The following is a 15,608-nucleotide window of genomic DNA, read 5'->3' as shown; positions in this document are numbered from 1 at the left end:
TCAACTATTTTTTTTTTAAGGTTAGCTGCGCTATCCGAATCAATGCCAGTTCAATGAGTAGTCGTTTATTTTGGCTCGTTTTGTACTGTATATCGCAGGCATTTGCAATTTGCATGGCATCAAGCAGAAAGTCGCTCTCGGCAGATGTAGCCTGTGTGCGGTAGCGTTCTTTTATATCGCCACCAACTTCCAGCAGTTGTATCGTTACAGGATCTTTACAAACTAACAGATCCCGGAAATGGCTACTCAAACCGGTTATAAAATGATGCCCATCAAAACCGTGGCTCAGAATGTCGTTAAAAATTACCATCACCTCGGCAACATTGTTTTTCAAGAACTCGTCAACCAAACGGAAATAGTAATCGTAATCCAACACATTCAGGTTGGTAATCACATCCTGATACGTGATCTTTTTCCCCGAGAAACTTACAATCTGGTCGAAAATTGAAAGTGCATCGCGCATAGCACCATCGGCTTTTTGCGCAATAATATTCAACCCTTCGCCTTCCACGTCAACATTTTCGCTTTTGGCCACATATTCCAAATGATCCGAAATATCAGAAACGCCAATTCGGTTAAAATCAAAGATCTGGCAACGTGAAAGAATCGTTGGTATGATCTTATGTTTTTCGGTTGTTGCCAAAATAAATATGGCATGTTTTGGCGGCTCTTCAAGCGTTTTCAGAAAGGCGTTAAAAGCCTGCGACGACAACATGTGAACCTCATCGATTATATACACGCTGTACTTCCCCATTTGTGGCGGCACCCGTACCTGATCGGTTAGATTTCTAATATCATCAACCGAGTTGTTCGAGGCGGCATCTAATTCGTGAATATTAAACGAACGGCTACTGTTAAACGATGAACACGACTCGCATTCGTTGCAAGCTTCGGTAGCGTTGGTAAGGTTTGTGCAATTTATTGTCTTGGCAAAAATACGTGCACATGTAGTTTTCCCAACCCCTCGCGGTCCGCAAAACAAATAGGCATGCGCCAACTGATTGCTCTTAATAGCATTTTTTAGCGTATTGGTAATCGATGCTTGTGCTACAACCGTCTGAAACGAGTCCGGTCGGTATTTTCGTGCTGATACAATAAAATTCTCCATATTCACTTTAGAAGTTGACCAAAGATAATTAAATATGGCTTTTTAGCAGCGTTTTTTTATTAACATCGAAAGTGGTATTTTTAGCCTGATTAAATGAATTAATCATCCATTGGGCTGACGAAATAATTGAAATACAATTATTTGTCAGGGCTAACCTTGACATTGAAAATCATCGAATTGATTTCTCTCAGTAACATATCCTACTGATTTTCAATCGTCAACACATTGTGTGAAAAATTTGAAGAATTTTTCAGGTTAGAACCATTTGATAGTGAAAAACTTAATAAAAATGAGAAATTATATCTTTTTCGTTCTCTTCTTCTGCACCACTACTGTTTTGGCTCAATATAAAACATTGCACGACTTTTCGGCCCGAACAATTGAAGGCGACACTTTACATTTTTCGAGCCTGGCAGGCAAGAAAGTACTTGTGGTAAATACGGCTTCGGAATGCATGTTAACACCACAATACAAAAAGCTACAAGAACTGTACGAAGAATATGGCGGCGACGATTTTGAAATTGTTGCTTTTCCGTGTAACGACTTTGGGAAACAGGAGCCGGGAGACAATAAAACGATCAAGGAATTTTGTGCGCAATACGAAGTTAGTTTTACACTGATGGAAAAAATATCGATAAAAGAAAATCCTCCTCCGGTTTATCGGTGGTTGACAAACAGTGAAGAAAATGGAACACTCGATGCAAAAGTATGGTGGAATTTTCAGAAGTTTATGGTTGACGAAGAGGGAAATGTAGTTGATTTTTTAGGTCCTGCCACAAGTCCTTTAAGCAATAAATTAAAAGACTGGCTAAAGGAGTAGTATTTCACTTAAAGTACTTCCCGTGAGTTTTGGTTTTTGTCGGAATCTTTCCGTGAATGTTCCCTCCCCGCCATTCGGTTCTTCCACTTTTTTTATTAAATCGAATCGATTTTTTATCCTCTTTTCCAAATTCCTGCCTAAAATATTCATAACAATAAAGCGGAACAAAACCCACAAAAAAGACGAATAAACCGCCAATCATCCACGTGCGTGTATTAGTCGGGGTAAATAAATGTACGAACAAGGCAATCAATTCAACAAACAAAACACCCGGTCCGGTTATATACAGAATTATTTTTTTGAGCTTTTCCTTTTTCATAAATTCTATGTTGCAGCCGACGTTGCAGCAGCACTTGCAGCCACTGTAGCAGCAACAGCCTGCGATACAGCAATGGCTTCGGTAACTGCCCCCGACACCTTGTTTTCAACCATCATTTGTTTTAGCCGGGCTCTGGCTTGCTTCCGTTTTTTACGGTCTTGATAAATAAGCCTTAACAGCGCTGCCGGTTCTAAAAACGATAAAAAGATCAGTTCATCTTCGGCAGTTGTTCCTTTAAAAATCTGGCTATCAATTTCGGCTACCATCCTATACATCACCTGTTTGTTGACAACAACCGGTTTTTTCCATTTAAAAAACAAAAACTGCTTGTCTTCCAATCGTACCAAACGTTTCTCCATCAGTCCTTTTTGTACTTCGCTTCTAATGTGCTTTTGCGAGTAATTGAGTTTATTAATCCAGGTAGAAATCTTCTTTGGCGATTTTGCTTTACTCATTTTTTCCAGAACAAAACGATGCAATTTACTATCGGATTTAGTAGAAAGTACAACCACCCGTTTCCCTTCAAATTTAATTTTATTTTGAAGGTATAAATCCATTAATAGTGTGCCGATAACAACAAAATGCATTGCCGACACTGATCCCGATCGAATACCTCCTTTTTCGGGATGAATGCCAAGAAAATAAATCTTTTGAGCTAAAGGAATTGGCTGATTCATATAATTTTTAGTTTTTTCTTACTTAATTCGTAAGATAATTTTAATAAAGTTACAATTTTAAACGATGAATAAAGGATTTGCAAGCGATAACAATTCAGGAGTTCACCCGGCAATTTTAAAAGCAATGGAAGCCGCCAACCAGGGACACGTTGTTGGTTATGGCAACGACCCCTACACGGCAAAAGCCATCGATATTTTTAAGGAGAAGTTTGGTGCCGGCACCGAGGTGTTTTTTGTTTTTAACGGCACCGGGGCCAATGTGTTGAGTTTATCAACGCTTACCCAAAGTTATCATTCAATAATTTGCGCTGAGACGGCGCATATTCAGGAAGACGAATGTGGTGCGCCGGAGAAATTTACCGGCTGCAAACTAATTCCGGTTGAACCGGTGAATGGAAAAGTTACGCCCGAAGCGGTGCTGCCCCATTTAAAGGGTTTTGATTTTGAACACCACTCGCAACCCAAAGTAATTTCAATTTCGCAGGTAACTGAAATGGGAACCGTGTACTCGCCCGAAGAAATAAAAACTCTGGCCGATCTGGCGCACAAATACGATATGTATTTACATATGGACGGTGCCCGAATCGCCAATGCTGCCATTGCGCTCAACATGGATTTTAAAGAATTTACGGTAGGTTGTGGAGTAGATGTTCTATCGTTTGGAGGCACAAAAAACGGAATGATGATGGGCGAAGCGGTATTGTTTTTTAATCCCTCGTTAACAAAACAAACAAAATACCTGCGTAAACAAAGTATGCAGTTGTACTCGAAAATGCGTTTTGTAGGTGCCCAGTTTATTGCTTACCTCGGGAACGACCTGTGGAAAGAAACAGCAGCGCGCTCCAACAAAATGGCGAAGTTACTGGAAGCCGAAGTAGCAAAAATTCCGGAAATAAAACTCACACAACCGGTTTCGGCAAATGGTGTTTTTGCTATCGTACCAAAAGAAATTATTGAGCCCTTGCGCGAACAATTCTTCTTTTATATGTGGGACGAAATACAATCGGAAGTGCGCTGGATGACTTCGTTTGATACCACCGAAGAAGAGATTTATTCGTTTGTGAAGTTGATTAGAGAACTGCTGAATTGATATTCTGTCATTTCGAAGGAGGCACGACTGAGAATTGAAAATCAGCGGAGCTAAATCTGTTCCAATTGTGAAAGATTTCTCCTCATTCTTCGTCGAAATGACAACTCAGATTATCTGTAGTTACCACATCACAAGAAAAATCCTATAGTTAAACATATATATGCCACTATTCCGCTACTATCCGAGCAACCCACAAAATCTTGATCCGGAGATGGAGAAAAAGATCTTTTTCCACAGTCTCTTGTTTCCGGCTCTATTTGTATTGCTTTTATGGATTGTCAAAATCATTGAACTAACCTCGGGTTTAAGTTTTGTGAAATTTGGTATTTTCCCGCGACACGTAAATGGATTACAGGGAATTCTCTTCTCCCCTTTTATACATTCCGATTTCAGCCACTTAATATCTAATTCGCTGCCCTTTTTTATTCTGGGTTTTATGCTCATTTATTTCTACCGGCGCATTTCTTATCGCATCTTTTTCCTGTTGTATATTTTATCGGGTATCAGCACCTGGTTTATGGGGCGCGAAGCCTGGCACATAGGTGCCAGCGGAGTGGTTTATGCACTGGCTGCTTTTCATTTTGTAAGTGGCATTATCCGCTCCGATGTACGCCTACTCACGCTATCAGCAATTGTGGTTTTTCTTTATGGCGGACTGGTTTGGGGCTTGTTGCCCATCCGTCCCGAAATTTCGTGGGAAGGCCATTTATCGGGAGCTATTTTTGGCGTATTGCTGGCCTTTTATTACCGCAAATACATTGTGCGCCGCGAAAAATTCGATTGGGAAGATGAACCCGATGATGACGAGGAAGAAAATGATGAAACCTATTATTTTTCCAAATCAACTTACACACATTCAATTGACGTTACTGAGGAAGATTCGGAGCAAAACGGAACAAAGCACCGACAAGACTAGTGATAAATTCTTCTTTCTAATCGAGTAAAATTTCCATTATATTCAACAAATAAAAACCTATATTTACCTCCCTTAAATTCCTTTTCGGATTTAATCTACAGATTTACAGAAAGTATGAAGGGCAATAAAATACATTGGAAGGAACTTCTCATTTTTATATTTTGCTTTTCGTTTCGGTTATTGCTCATGCCCAAAAGACATATCTTCCGACCAGCGAAATAACCGAATACACGCTTTCTGAAAATTACAATACTATTCCTGGTGCATTCGACTCACTTTTTTTCTCAACGCCCATTATTCACGGGGTGGGAGTTGAAATTCGTCCGGGTTACATATTGCCAACAAATACTTACTTTAAAGATGCAAACACCACCTCAAATCCAATCAAATCGTCCTTCTCAACGCATTTAAAATATTCCTTTCGTTTTTCCCCCAACACCCTTGCCGACAAGATTTACGGAAAACCTTATCAGGGAATTGGCCTGGCACATTATAATTTAAGCCACAGCGAAGAGCTGGGAAACCCGTTTTCATTTTACCTGTTTCAGGGAGCACGGGTGAGCCAAATATCCCCAAAGCTATCGTTAAACTACGAGTGGAATTTTGGCTTATCGCTGGGATGGAAACCCTATGACTATGAAAACAATCCCAATAACACCGTAATTGGATCAAAAGCAAATGCCTACATCAACACCAACTTTTACTTTAGCTGGGTGCTTGCCGATAATTTGAATTTTAACACCGGTGTAGCAGTCACCCATTTTTCTAACGGCAACACGAAATTCCCCAATGCCGGACTTAATACACTTGGTGTAAAAGCAGGTGTTTTATATACCTTCATCCCCAAAAAGAAACCTATTATTCTCCCGTCAGAATCAATGGTTCCTTTGTTTAAAAGACATATTAGCTACGATCTTGTTTTTTTTGGTTCATGGCGCCGTACCGGAGTTGATTTTATGGAAGAACAGATTGCATCGCCTGAAGCTTACCCGGTAATGGGATTTTGTTTTTCCCCGATGTATAACCTCGGTTATAAACTTCGCCTGGGCATATCGCTCGATGGGGTTTACGATGGAAGTGCCAATGTGTACACCGAAGATTACGTTATGGAACCTCGTCAGGTGTTTTATAAACCACCACTTAATCAACAACTGGCATTGGGGCTGTCGGTTCGTGCCGAATATGTAATGCCTTATTTTACGGTTGGACTGGGACTGGGAAAAAATGCCTTATACAGCAAAGGCGATCTTAAAGCTTACTACCAGATTATAGCCCTTAAAACAGAAATTACCAGGAATTCTTTTGTTCACATTGGTTACAGTGTAAAAGATTCTCACCTGCCTAACTATCTTATGCTGGGCTTAGGCTACCGCTTTAACAACAAATACCCTTCGTTTTATCGGAAATAATACCAATTGTATCTCATCATAAAACATGGGAAGTGTAATTGTAACAGATTTTGGATACTTTAACCCTTAAATGACTATCGGAGAAGCCCTACCAGGTGATAGCTTCACACGAAGATAAACAATCAATTTAATGCACTAACAGAACAGTTTCAAACCATTAATCTCATTCTACATGAATTGATTAAATCAGCATCATCAGCGTTCACTTCCTTCACATTAAAATAACTTTCTGCAATTGCTTTCTTTTCTGTGCAGGGATTCAAAAAAAGATGTAATTTTGCATCGAAATTATACGAAGTTCATTAATAATGATTAGCAGAAGGATTATCCGCACTAAGGTTTTACAAGTATTGTACGCCTACTACTCCCACGACGAGAAATCGATCAATAACACTGAGAAAGAACTGTTCTTTTGTATCCACAAATCTTACGACCTTTATCACTACCTGTTATCGCTGGTAACAGAAATTGCAGATTATGCCGAAGGCCGTATCGAGATCAAAAGAAACAAACATCAGCCAACACACAATGATCTGAATCCGAATACCAAGTTTATAACCAACCAGCTTATTCATCAGTTGCGTAATAACAAGAAACTGAATACCTACCTGGATCAGAAAAAACTACACTGGAAAGATCATCCTGAGCTAATTAAGGAGTTGTACCTGATGATGATTGAGTCGGATATTTACACCGAATACATGGCCGACGACAATCGTTCGTACCTGAACGACCGCAAGTTTATTGAAAAACTTTTTAATAAGATTATTCTTATTTCGGAAGACCTGTATATGGTGCTTGAAGAGCAAAGCATTTACTGGAACGATGATGTAGAATTTGTAATTTCTATGATCTCGAAAACGCTCCGGCGTTTTAACGAACTTTCGGATTCGGAACAATCGCTAATGCCAATGTTTAAAGACCAGGAAGACCGCGATTTTACGAAAAACCTATTGCGAAAAGCCATCATCAATCACGATGAATTGCGCGGACTGATTAAAGAACACTCGCGTAACTGGGATGTGGAACGAATTGCGTTTATGGACATTCTAATCATGCAACAGGCCATTACCGAATTCCTGTATTTCCCAACCATTCCTACAAAGGTAACGTTGAATGAATATATCGAACTTTCGAAATTTTACAGCACCGAGAAAAGCCGCAATTTCATTAACGGTATTCTGGATAAAACACTGAAAGATTTAAAACGCACCGAAAAAATTAGTAAAGAAGGACGCGGACTTATTGGCGAGTAATAGGGTATAATTACTATACATTAAAAGAATGCCGACAACTTTTAAAATCGGTAAAATGCAGCATATTTTTTCTGATAACTTTAAACGTTCATCGCTATAATGCAAAAACTGGCTTTTATATTATTGCTAATTACTTTAGTTTCGTGCGATGCCAATAAAAGTAGCAGCAGCAATCAAAAACAAACTACTGAAAAACCGGCAATAACCGAAATTTCGGTTGATGAAGCCATTCATGATTTTGGTCAGTTACAAGCCGGAGAAATTGTATTGCACACCTTTGTTCTAACAAATAACGGCAACAGCAATTTTATAATCAAAAGCCTTGAAACCGACTGTGGTTGCGTAAAAGCGAACTTTAATAACAAGCCTGTAAAACCAGGGAAAAACGCTTTAATTGAAGTAGAATTTAACACCGCAGGTTTGGTTGGTAGAGAATACAAAACAATTGAAGTACTTGGAAATAGCAAAGAATTAAAACATTTAGCTATTTTTGCCCAAGTTGAGAACGAACTAATAGATATTAAATATTAAAAATTATAGTCATGTTGAATTCGATTTTATTAATGATGCAACCGCAAGAAGGTAGTGATGCCAATCCTTTAATGAGCTTTTTACCACTGTTGCTAATCATCGTAGTATTTTACTTTTTTATGATTCGCCCACAGATGAAACGCCAAAAAGAAACGCGTAAGTTCCGTGAAAGTCTGGCAAAAGGCGACAAAGTGGTTACAACTGGTGGTATTTACGGAAAAGTTGTAAAGATTGAGGAAACAGCAATACAGCTGGAGATTTCAAAAGAAGTTGTAATTAAAGTGGACAAAAACGGTATTGTTAAAGATATGAGCGACGTTCAACCGCAGCGTTAATCAAAAACTTATAGCATAAAAAAAAGGGTTGCAATTTTTGAATTGCAACCCTTTTTGTTTCTCAGACCTTTCGCTACAAAAAGATTTTTTATCCCTCCTGGCCTCCCAAAGGAGAGAAAAAAGAAAAGGCGTGAAAGATATATCTTCCACGCCTTTTCTTTTCTTCCGACTTCGGTCTCCCGACTTCAGGCTTTTTAAACATTAAACCTAAAGTGCATTATATCGCCATCATTTACCACATACTCTTTTCCCTCAATCGACATTTTCCCGGCTTCTTTACATGCCAGTTCCGATCCTAAGGTTACAAAGTCGTTGTATTTAATTACCTCGGCACGAATAAATCCTTTTTCAAAATCGGAGTGAATAACACCTGCCGCCTGAGGTGCTTTGCTTCCTTTTTTGTAGGTCCATGCACGAACTTCTTTTACACCGGCCGTAAAATACGTTTCCAGTTGAAGTAATTTATAGGCTGTTTTTATCAATTTACTCACACCGGCTTCTTCCAGGCCAAGATCGTCTAAAAACATTTGGCGTTCTTCGAAATCATCCAGCTCAGCAATATCAGCTTCTGTTGCTGCCGCAATCATCAGCATCTCGGAGTTTTCATTTTTTATGGCTTCTTTAACCGCTTCAACATGTGCATTACCTTTTATTACAGCAGGCTCATCAACATTACAAACATACAGTATCGGTTTATTTGTCAACAATTCCAAGCTGTTAACTGCGGCTGCATCCGACGGATCCACCTCAATAGTTCGGGCCGATTTTCCTTGCATCAGCACATCTTTGTATTTTGATAGAATACGGAACATGCGCTTGGCTTCCGGATCATTTCCTGTGCGTGCTTGTTTTTCAACTTTAGTAATACGGCTTTCAACAGTCTCCAGATCTTTTAACTGAAGTTCAATATCAATGGTTTCCTTATCGCGCACCGGATTAATTGTTTCATCAACGTGCGTAATATTTTCATTTTCGAAACAACGCAACACATGAATAATCGCGTCTGTTTCGCGAATATTACCAAGGAATTTATTACCCAAACCTTCTCCTTTACTTGCTCCGCGAACCAAACCGGCGATATCAACAATCTCAACAGTTGTTGGAACCACACGTTGCGGTTTTACCAATTCCTCCAACTTGGTTAATCGCTCGTCGGGTACAGTAATAACACCCAAATTGGGCTCAATAGTACAAAAAGGAAAATTTGCTGATTGTGCTTTGGCACTCGATAAACAATTAAACAATGTTGATTTTCCTACGTTTGGCAAACCAACAATACCACATTTTAAAGCCATTTTACTTATTTAAAAATTGCGGTGCAAAGGTAATTTTTTTTTGGTATTTAAATATTGATGCTTTACCATACTTTTTCATTAGCAAAACAGGGCTTACTGTACATTTCACAAGTATGATATTCGTTTTTTTTAAAATCTGTGGTTACATTTGTCTAAACATTTAACTTATGATACTAAGACATCTATCTATTGACTGTGTAATTTTTGGCTTTAAAGACAATAAACTGTGTGTACTTCTTTGGCAATCGGATTCTGAGGTTGCCAGACGTTTTTTTGCTGAAAAAGACAACTTCGAGGACGTAGAAGTCCTTTACTCCGAAAACCCAATGCATTTGGGGCAAGACTATTGGGGTTTAATTGGCTCCCACTTGCCTGCCGAGGAAGACATTGACGAATATGCCAAGTTTATTTTATCGAAAAGTACGGGGCTCGAAAATGTTTATCTTAACCAGGTAAAAACATTTGGAAAGGTTGAGCGTGTTCCTTTTAAGCGTGTTCTAACCACTGCCTATTATGCCATTATCAACCCGGAATACCACGATTTACGCCAATCTGAAATGGCAAAAGTTTTAAACTGGTTCGAGATTGACAAACTGCCCAAGTTGGTTTTCGATCATAAAATGATTATTAATGAAGCCTTAAAAAAATTGCGCGATGAAGTAAAATACCATCCGGTTGGTTTTCAGATGCTACCCGATAAATTCACTTTAACCGAATTACAAACCTTGTACGAAGGACTACTGAATACCACGCTCGATACACGAAATTTCAGGAAGAAGATTCAGAATATGGGACTCTTAGTCGATACCGGAGAAAAGCAAACCAATGTTGCACACCGGGCAGCCAAACTGTATGCTTTTGATCTTGATGTGTACAATAAATTAAAAGAAGAAGGATTAAATTTCAGAATCTGATAATTTTTTAAACCTTTGGTGGCATTCTATGTCTGATCTTAAAGTTAATGCCGGATTCTGAGAAACATATCATAGCCGATTTAAAGGACGTGAATAAGCGCGATCTTGCTTTTCATCAATTGGTAAGCACCTATCAGGAGCGATTGTATTGGCATATCCGTAAAATTGTTCTAAACCATGACGACACTGACGACGTTTTACAGAATACCTTTTTAAAAGTATGGCGCAGTATCGATAATTTTCGGGAAGAGTCGAGTCTTTTTACCTGGTTGTACCGTATTGCTACCAACGAATCGATCACTTTCATTAACTCAAAAAAGAAAAAGAGTTTTATGCCGATGAACGATGCTAGTGAATACTTAATGAACAACCTGACCTCAGACCCTTATTTTGAAGGAGATGAGATTCAGCTGAAATTACAAAAGGCAATTGTACGTTTGCCCGAAAAGCAACGAATTGTTTTTAACATGAAATATTTTGACGACCTAAAATACGACGAAATTTCTGAAATACTCGACACATCAGTAGGAGCGCTTAAAGCATCATATCATCATGCCGTAAAAAAAATTGAGGATTACTTAAAAAATACAGATTAGTAGATTGTTTTTAAACCTTTTAGATAAGAAATAGTCAATGAACTAAAATGCCGCAATGGAAGAATTAAAAGACATAGCACCAAATTTATCGAAAATAAAGAAGGAGAACGCTTTTGGCACTCCCAAGAATTATTTCGACGATTTTTCCGCACGCATGCAAATGCAAATTGAAGCGGAGAAACATGTAGCCGACAATAAGGAATTTAAGATTATTAATCTTTTAAAGCCTGCACTAGGTCTTGCTGCCAGTTTTGCTATCATATTCATGCTGGTATATATACCATTAAAAACATTTATACCACAGCAACAAGTTATTGAAACAACAGCTTCGGCAGATTACCCCGATAGCCAAATGCATTCTATTTTGGAGGGTCTTGACGAAAGCTCGTTCTTCTCATTACTGGAAAGCGATGATAATGGAAATACATTTAGTGACGATGACTTAATGGCATACGTTAGCACTAATTTTAGCACATACGAGATTTTTGAATACACCGAAGAGTAGAGTAATATGAGACAGCTATTTGCAATATTAACATTAGGATTGTTGATCTTTTCCCAAACACAGGCAACCGCACAAAGAGGAAATGATGATGACCGCTGGGAGCGCTATCGGAATGAAAAAGTTGCATTTTTCACAACAAATCTGGATTTAACACCGGAAGAAGCACAAAAATTCTGGCCGGTTTATAATCAGAAGGAAAAAGAAATGTTTGAGTTCCAGCAAAAACGTCACGATCTGGAAGATAAAGTGAGAAACGCCGATGAAAATCTTTCGAATAAAGAGTTAATAAAACTCACGCGTGAGCATGTTGGAATAAGCCAAACAGAAGCAAACGTACAAGAGAAATACAACGAAGAATTCCTTAAGATTTTGCCACCGCTAAAAGTTATAAAACTTTATAAAGCTGAATATGAATTTAGAATCCACATGTTCAGGAAATACAGGCAAAGGGATCGAGACAAAAAAGACAACGATTAATAACTAAAAAAGGCAGGCAATAACCTGTCTTTTTTAGTTATTAATCAATTATAAGGCCTTAAACCAATCCTGAAAATATTCACCAACCCATGGAATTTCCTTTTGTTCGCCATTGATAGCTCCTACAAGACTAATTATCCAAAAAACTAAGGTGAGCAGCCATCCAACGATATTCAAGAAAGGAATAAAACTAACTATTGTTGCAAATAGCCATAATCCCAACATCTGCCGAATATAGAAACTTGCCAGCTCATCTTTTTCACTGGAATTAATTACGAGGGCAATAATCCAGCCAATCCAATAAATGTGCGCAACAATTGCTTTTGTTTTTCCATCCATTCTATTTGAGTTTTAAAATTTTAAATAAATGTACGGAATATATTGAGTACGTAACAAAAGTTAAGGCTTTAAAATTAATGGTCGTATGCATTTTAGCTGTTTATACACTGACCAATGTAAAACTCAAATGATCGTCTTATTTAACAACTCCTTTATAAACTTCTCTCCAGTGCTTCAATTTTTCAGTTTCAGATCGTTCATTTTTAGGGTAATTCGGGCTGTACAGCAAAGTCTCTGTTCGCTGCACCAGCTTCCCGTTTTTCACAAAACCTTCTCCCCTTTCGCTAAGGTGATTCACCATTTTCTGGCGCCATTTTTTCAACTCATCCGGCTCGTTAGCAGTTAGATTATTTTGCTCGCCGGGATCATATTTTAAATTAAAAAGTTGTTCTTCTCCGGTTCTGAAAAACCAGATATATTTCCAGGTGCCATCGGTTAAAGCACACCAGTAGTTCTTTTCGCTGTATGTTGTTGCATGCTCAAGGTCGATGTAATTTCTCCATTCGGTTTGTGGATTTTCAATCAATTTTAGAACAGATAAACCATCCATTTCATTAGGAATTTCGGAGTCGGCCGCATCTAAAAATGTGGGCAGAAAATCGCGCAATTCGGTAACTTGATCCAATTTCGAGCCGCGTGTAACTTGTCCCTCAAACGATTCGGGCCATTTAATTATGAAAGGAACCTTAGACGAACCTTCGTAAGCATAGGTTTTTCGCCAGTGGTAATGGTCGCCCAACATATCGCCATGATCGGAAGTAAAACAAATAAGTGCATTTTCATACATCCCGTTAGCTTTCAAGGCCTGAATGATCTTCCCAACCATTTCATCGATGAAAGTGATGTTGGCGTAATAATGTCGTCGGCTTTCAATGGCGTGTTCAACACCAAAATCGCCAAAAGCAGCCGCTTTGCCACCTTCCAATCCTTCATATTTTCTATCCCAGTATCCTAAATAAGGAGCCGGAATTTGTGCATCTTTATAAAGATCGAGAAACCGTTGTGGCGGATCGTACGGACTATGCGGTCGAGCAAAAGATACTTTTAAAAACAGTGGTTTCTCCTGGGTATAATTTTCTATTAACTCAATAGCTGTTTGCCCTGTCCAGTAGGTAGGATGTAATTTTTCGTCGAGTTGGTATACACCCGCACCGTGCTCGTTCCATCCAATTCCGGTTTTATCGGGATCTTCCCCGGGGCTTGAAGTTTAAACCAATCGCGGTAATCACTAATAAAACCATCCTGTTCAACGCGGCCACTTTCGTCAACCAAGGTTCCATGAAAACCGTGTAAGGTTTTTTGTGGAAACCAATGCATTTTTCCAATGCCGAAAGTGTAATAACCCGCTTCGCGCAACATACGCGGCATTTCGTACTTATACTTTCGGGCTACACGGCCATAGCCCAACATTCCGTGGTGCCATGGCGATAAACCGGTGAGTAAACCCGCACGTGCAGGCGTACAGCTGGGAACCGACGAGTATGCATTAACAAAGGTCGCACCAGCGTCAGCAAGCTTGTCGATATTAGGCGATAAAACTGCAGCATTTCCCATACAACCCAGCGCATCGGCTCGTTGCTGGTCAGTCATTATTAAAATAATGTGAGGTTGTTTTCCTTTTTCGGAGGCGTTTAATACCGCTGTAAAAGTCAGAAGAATAATAACAAATAGGTGCTTCATGGAATAGATTTATAGGGCAAACCTAATCATGAAATTCCATCAAACAAAACAACTTTATAATTTTTTTATAAAGCTCTATTTGTCGTAGTCAAATTTTCTTAGATGATGCCCCATTCGGTCGCGTTTCGTTTTCATGTAACGTTGGTTGTGCTCATTGGGTGCAATCTCGATCGGAACGATCTCTGTAACTTCCAAACCATATCCTTCAAGACCAACACGTTTAACCGGATTGTTCGTAAGCAGTCGCATTTTCCGCACATCAAGATTACTTAATATCTGAGCACCAACACCATAATCGCGTTCATCGGCTTTAAAACCCAGATGAATATTGGCTTCAACGGTATCTAGTCCCTCGTCCTGTAATTTGTAGGCAGCAATTTTGTTCAGAAGTCCAATGCCACGTCCTTCCTGCATAATGTAAACAATAACGCCTTTTCCGGCATTATCTATCATTTCCATTGAGCTGTGTAACTGATCGCCACATTCGCAACGCATCGATCCAAAAATATCACCGGTCATACACGACGAGTGCATACGAACCATAATGGGCTCGTCAGGCTCCCACTCACCTTTTATTAGTGCAACATGTTCTACACCATTTGATTTCTGACGGAAAGGAACAATTCTAAACTCACCATAATCTGTTGGTAAAGCTACTTCTTCTCCCCTTTCAATCAGGCTTTCGCTTTGGAAGAGGAAAGAAATCAAATCTTTAATACTAACCAGCTTCAAATTATGCTTTTGTGCGAATTCATACAATTGAGGTAAACGAGCCATCGATCCATCGTCGTTCATAATTTCCACAAGAACACCCGATGGTTTTAATCCAGCGAGACGAGCCAAATCGACAGCCGCTTCAGTGTGTCCGGTTCTTCGCAACACACCACGCTCCATAGCTTTTAAGGGAAAGATATGCCCGGGACGGCCTAATTGCTCCGGCCTGGTTTTTTTGTCAACCAGCATTTTTATAGTTATTGCACGGTCGGCAGCCGAAATCCCTGTTGTTACATCCGGATGAATGGCATCAACAGAAACTGTAAAAGCAGTTTCATTGGCAGAGGTGTTTTTTCCCACCATCAGTTCTAGCTCCAACTCTTTGCAGCGTTCCTCGGTTAAAGAAACACAAATGAGGCCCCGAGCCTGCGAAGCCATAAAGTTTACAATTTCGGTGGTGATTAATTCTGAGGCAACAATCAAATCACCTTCATTCTCACGATCTTCATCATCAACAACAATTACCATCTCACCTTTCTGTATTGCAGCAATGGCTTCAGGAATTGTGTTAAGTTTAATGTCTGTCATATCTGCCCTTTTAAATCAGCCGCAAAATTACAAAGTTTT

At 39.2% G+C, this 15,608-nt stretch carries 19 protein-coding genes; 11 read left to right on the top strand and 8 right to left on the bottom strand.

The annotated features are described in order from the left end of the window. Positions 1-4 precede the first annotated feature (4 nt). Positions 5-1,108, bottom strand: a complete 1,104-nt coding sequence (locus tag G0Q07_RS08625; RefSeq protein WP_163345708.1) for a DNA polymerase III subunit gamma/tau — start codon at positions 1,106-1,108, stop codon at positions 5-7. Positions 1,109-1,397: 289 nt separating this feature from the next. On the opposite strand from G0Q07_RS08625, the gene G0Q07_RS08620 reads away from it, so the two are divergent. Then, positions 1,398-1,928, top strand: a complete 531-nt coding sequence (locus tag G0Q07_RS08620) for a glutathione peroxidase (protein ID WP_163345707.1) — start codon at positions 1,398-1,400, stop codon at positions 1,926-1,928. A gap of 4 nt (positions 1,929-1,932) precedes the next feature. Here G0Q07_RS08620 and G0Q07_RS08615 read toward each other — a convergent pair whose 3' ends face one another. Then, the gene (locus G0Q07_RS08615; RefSeq protein WP_163345706.1) at positions 1,933-2,247 is read right to left on the bottom strand and encodes a hypothetical protein; all 315 of its coding nucleotides are present in this window, start codon (positions 2,245-2,247) and stop codon (positions 1,933-1,935) included. A gap of 5 nt (positions 2,248-2,252) precedes the next feature. Next, positions 2,253-2,924 carry a GOLPH3/VPS74 family protein gene (locus G0Q07_RS08610; protein WP_163345705.1) on the bottom strand — a complete coding sequence of 224 codons (672 nt, stop codon included), beginning with the start codon at positions 2,922-2,924 and terminating at the stop codon, positions 2,253-2,255. A gap of 64 nt (positions 2,925-2,988) precedes the next feature. Between G0Q07_RS08610 and G0Q07_RS08605 the strand changes: the two genes are divergently transcribed. The 6 genes from G0Q07_RS08605 to yajC all read left to right on the top strand — a co-directional run bounded on the left by G0Q07_RS08605 (position 2,989) and on the right by yajC (position 8,461). After that, complete coding sequence (locus G0Q07_RS08605; protein WP_163345704.1) at positions 2,989-4,014, top strand: threonine aldolase family protein; 1,026 nt, start codon at positions 2,989-2,991, stop codon at positions 4,012-4,014. Positions 4,015-4,174: 160 nt separating this feature from the next. After that, positions 4,175-4,930: a rhomboid family intramembrane serine protease gene (locus G0Q07_RS08600; RefSeq protein WP_163345703.1), complete on the top strand. Its 756-nt coding sequence runs from the start codon at positions 4,175-4,177 to the stop codon at positions 4,928-4,930. Positions 4,931-5,064: 134 nt separating this feature from the next. Beyond that, a complete protein-coding gene (locus G0Q07_RS08595; RefSeq protein WP_163345702.1) occupies positions 5,065-6,339 on the top strand; it encodes an acyloxyacyl hydrolase in 1,275 nt (424 codons plus the stop codon). A 308-nt stretch (positions 6,340-6,647) separates the two neighbouring features. Then, entirely contained in the window at positions 6,648-7,595 is a 948-nt protein-coding gene (nusB, locus tag G0Q07_RS08590; RefSeq protein WP_163345701.1) for a transcription antitermination factor NusB, read from the top strand. Positions 7,596-7,694: 99 nt separating this feature from the next. Beyond that, positions 7,695-8,126: a DUF1573 domain-containing protein gene (locus G0Q07_RS08585; protein ID WP_163345700.1), complete on the top strand. Its 432-nt coding sequence runs from the start codon at positions 7,695-7,697 to the stop codon at positions 8,124-8,126. Between the two features lie 11 nt (positions 8,127-8,137). Continuing rightward, positions 8,138-8,461, top strand: coding sequence for a preprotein translocase subunit YajC (gene yajC / locus G0Q07_RS08580; RefSeq protein WP_163345699.1), 324 nt, complete (start codon positions 8,138-8,140; stop codon positions 8,459-8,461). A gap of 194 nt (positions 8,462-8,655) precedes the next feature. Here yajC and ychF read toward each other — a convergent pair whose 3' ends face one another. Then, positions 8,656-9,756, bottom strand: coding sequence for a redox-regulated ATPase YchF (gene ychF / locus G0Q07_RS08575; RefSeq protein ID WP_163345698.1), 1,101 nt, complete (start codon positions 9,754-9,756; stop codon positions 8,656-8,658). A gap of 167 nt (positions 9,757-9,923) precedes the next feature. Between ychF and G0Q07_RS08570 the strand changes: the two genes are divergently transcribed. The 4 genes from G0Q07_RS08570 to G0Q07_RS08555 are packed head-to-tail and all read left to right on the top strand — an operon-like array spanning position 9,924 to position 12,248. After that, complete coding sequence (locus G0Q07_RS08570) at positions 9,924-10,670, top strand: NUDIX hydrolase (protein WP_163345697.1); 747 nt, start codon at positions 9,924-9,926, stop codon at positions 10,668-10,670. Between the two features lie 47 nt (positions 10,671-10,717). Beyond that, complete coding sequence (locus G0Q07_RS08565; protein ID WP_163345696.1) at positions 10,718-11,266, top strand: RNA polymerase sigma factor; 549 nt, start codon at positions 10,718-10,720, stop codon at positions 11,264-11,266. Between the two features lie 55 nt (positions 11,267-11,321). Next, on the top strand, positions 11,322-11,771 hold the full coding sequence (locus G0Q07_RS08560; RefSeq protein WP_163345695.1) for a hypothetical protein: 450 nt from the start codon (positions 11,322-11,324) through the stop codon (positions 11,769-11,771). Positions 11,772-11,777: 6 nt separating this feature from the next. Beyond that, on the top strand, positions 11,778-12,248 hold the full coding sequence (locus G0Q07_RS08555; RefSeq protein WP_163345694.1) for a hypothetical protein: 471 nt from the start codon (positions 11,778-11,780) through the stop codon (positions 12,246-12,248). Between the two features lie 48 nt (positions 12,249-12,296). Here the strand turns inward: G0Q07_RS08555 and G0Q07_RS08550 are convergent, their stop codons facing one another. The 4 genes from G0Q07_RS08550 to G0Q07_RS08540 form a co-directional block, all read right to left on the bottom strand. Continuing rightward, positions 12,297-12,587: a YtxH domain-containing protein gene (locus G0Q07_RS08550; RefSeq protein WP_163345693.1), complete on the bottom strand. Its 291-nt coding sequence runs from the start codon at positions 12,585-12,587 to the stop codon at positions 12,297-12,299. A 136-nt stretch (positions 12,588-12,723) separates the two neighbouring features. Continuing rightward, the gene (locus G0Q07_RS08545) at positions 12,724-13,641 is read right to left on the bottom strand and encodes a sulfatase-like hydrolase/transferase (protein ID WP_246223030.1); all 918 of its coding nucleotides are present in this window, start codon (positions 13,639-13,641) and stop codon (positions 12,724-12,726) included. Positions 13,642-13,667: 26 nt separating this feature from the next. Then, the gene (locus tag G0Q07_RS20510) at positions 13,668-14,267 is read right to left on the bottom strand and encodes a sulfatase-like hydrolase/transferase (RefSeq protein ID WP_214648365.1); all 600 of its coding nucleotides are present in this window, start codon (positions 14,265-14,267) and stop codon (positions 13,668-13,670) included. A gap of 75 nt (positions 14,268-14,342) precedes the next feature. Then, positions 14,343-15,569, bottom strand: a complete 1,227-nt coding sequence (locus G0Q07_RS08540; protein WP_163345692.1) for a bifunctional 3,4-dihydroxy-2-butanone-4-phosphate synthase/GTP cyclohydrolase II — start codon at positions 15,567-15,569, stop codon at positions 14,343-14,345. Between the last annotated feature and the right edge of the window lie 39 nt (positions 15,570-15,608).

It is taken from the genome of Draconibacterium halophilum (genome assembly GCF_010448835.1).
GTDB classification, from domain to species: Bacteria; Bacteroidota; Bacteroidia; order Bacteroidales; family Prolixibacteraceae; genus Draconibacterium; species Draconibacterium halophilum.
The sequence above is the reverse complement of the archived record's forward strand: the minus strand, read 5'-3'. Positions and strand labels throughout refer to the sequence as shown.

Coding starts and splice junctions, on each gene's coding strand:
- G0Q07_RS08625 (WP_163345708.1), bottom strand. CDS start 1,108: ATGGAGAATTTTATTGTATCAGCACGAAAATACCGACCGGACTCGTTT.
- G0Q07_RS08620 (WP_163345707.1), top strand. CDS start 1,398: ATGAGAAATTATATCTTTTTCGTTCTCTTCTTCTGCACCACTACTGTT.
- G0Q07_RS08615 (WP_163345706.1), bottom strand. CDS start 2,247: ATGAAAAAGGAAAAGCTCAAAAAAATAATTCTGTATATAACCGGACCG.
- G0Q07_RS08610 (WP_163345705.1), bottom strand. CDS start 2,924: ATGAATCAGCCAATTCCTTTAGCTCAAAAGATTTATTTTCTTGGCATT.
- G0Q07_RS08605 (WP_163345704.1), top strand. CDS start 2,989: ATGAATAAAGGATTTGCAAGCGATAACAATTCAGGAGTTCACCCGGCA.
- G0Q07_RS08600 (WP_163345703.1), top strand. CDS start 4,175: ATGCCACTATTCCGCTACTATCCGAGCAACCCACAAAATCTTGATCCG.
- nusB (WP_163345701.1), top strand. CDS start 6,648: ATGATTAGCAGAAGGATTATCCGCACTAAGGTTTTACAAGTATTGTAC.
- G0Q07_RS08585 (WP_163345700.1), top strand. CDS start 7,695: ATGCAAAAACTGGCTTTTATATTATTGCTAATTACTTTAGTTTCGTGC.
- yajC (WP_163345699.1), top strand. CDS start 8,138: ATGTTGAATTCGATTTTATTAATGATGCAACCGCAAGAAGGTAGTGAT.
- ychF (WP_163345698.1), bottom strand. CDS start 9,756: ATGGCTTTAAAATGTGGTATTGTTGGTTTGCCAAACGTAGGAAAATCA.
- G0Q07_RS08570 (WP_163345697.1), top strand. CDS start 9,924: ATGATACTAAGACATCTATCTATTGACTGTGTAATTTTTGGCTTTAAA.
- G0Q07_RS08565 (WP_163345696.1), top strand. CDS start 10,718: ATGCCGGATTCTGAGAAACATATCATAGCCGATTTAAAGGACGTGAAT.
- G0Q07_RS08560 (WP_163345695.1), top strand. CDS start 11,322: ATGGAAGAATTAAAAGACATAGCACCAAATTTATCGAAAATAAAGAAG.
- G0Q07_RS08555 (WP_163345694.1), top strand. CDS start 11,778: ATGAGACAGCTATTTGCAATATTAACATTAGGATTGTTGATCTTTTCC.
- G0Q07_RS08550 (WP_163345693.1), bottom strand. CDS start 12,587: ATGGATGGAAAAACAAAAGCAATTGTTGCGCACATTTATTGGATTGGC.
- G0Q07_RS20510 (WP_214648365.1), bottom strand. CDS start 14,267: ATGAAGCACCTATTTGTTATTATTCTTCTGACTTTTACAGCGGTATTA.
- G0Q07_RS08540 (WP_163345692.1), bottom strand. CDS start 15,569: ATGACAGACATTAAACTTAACACAATTCCTGAAGCCATTGCTGCAATA.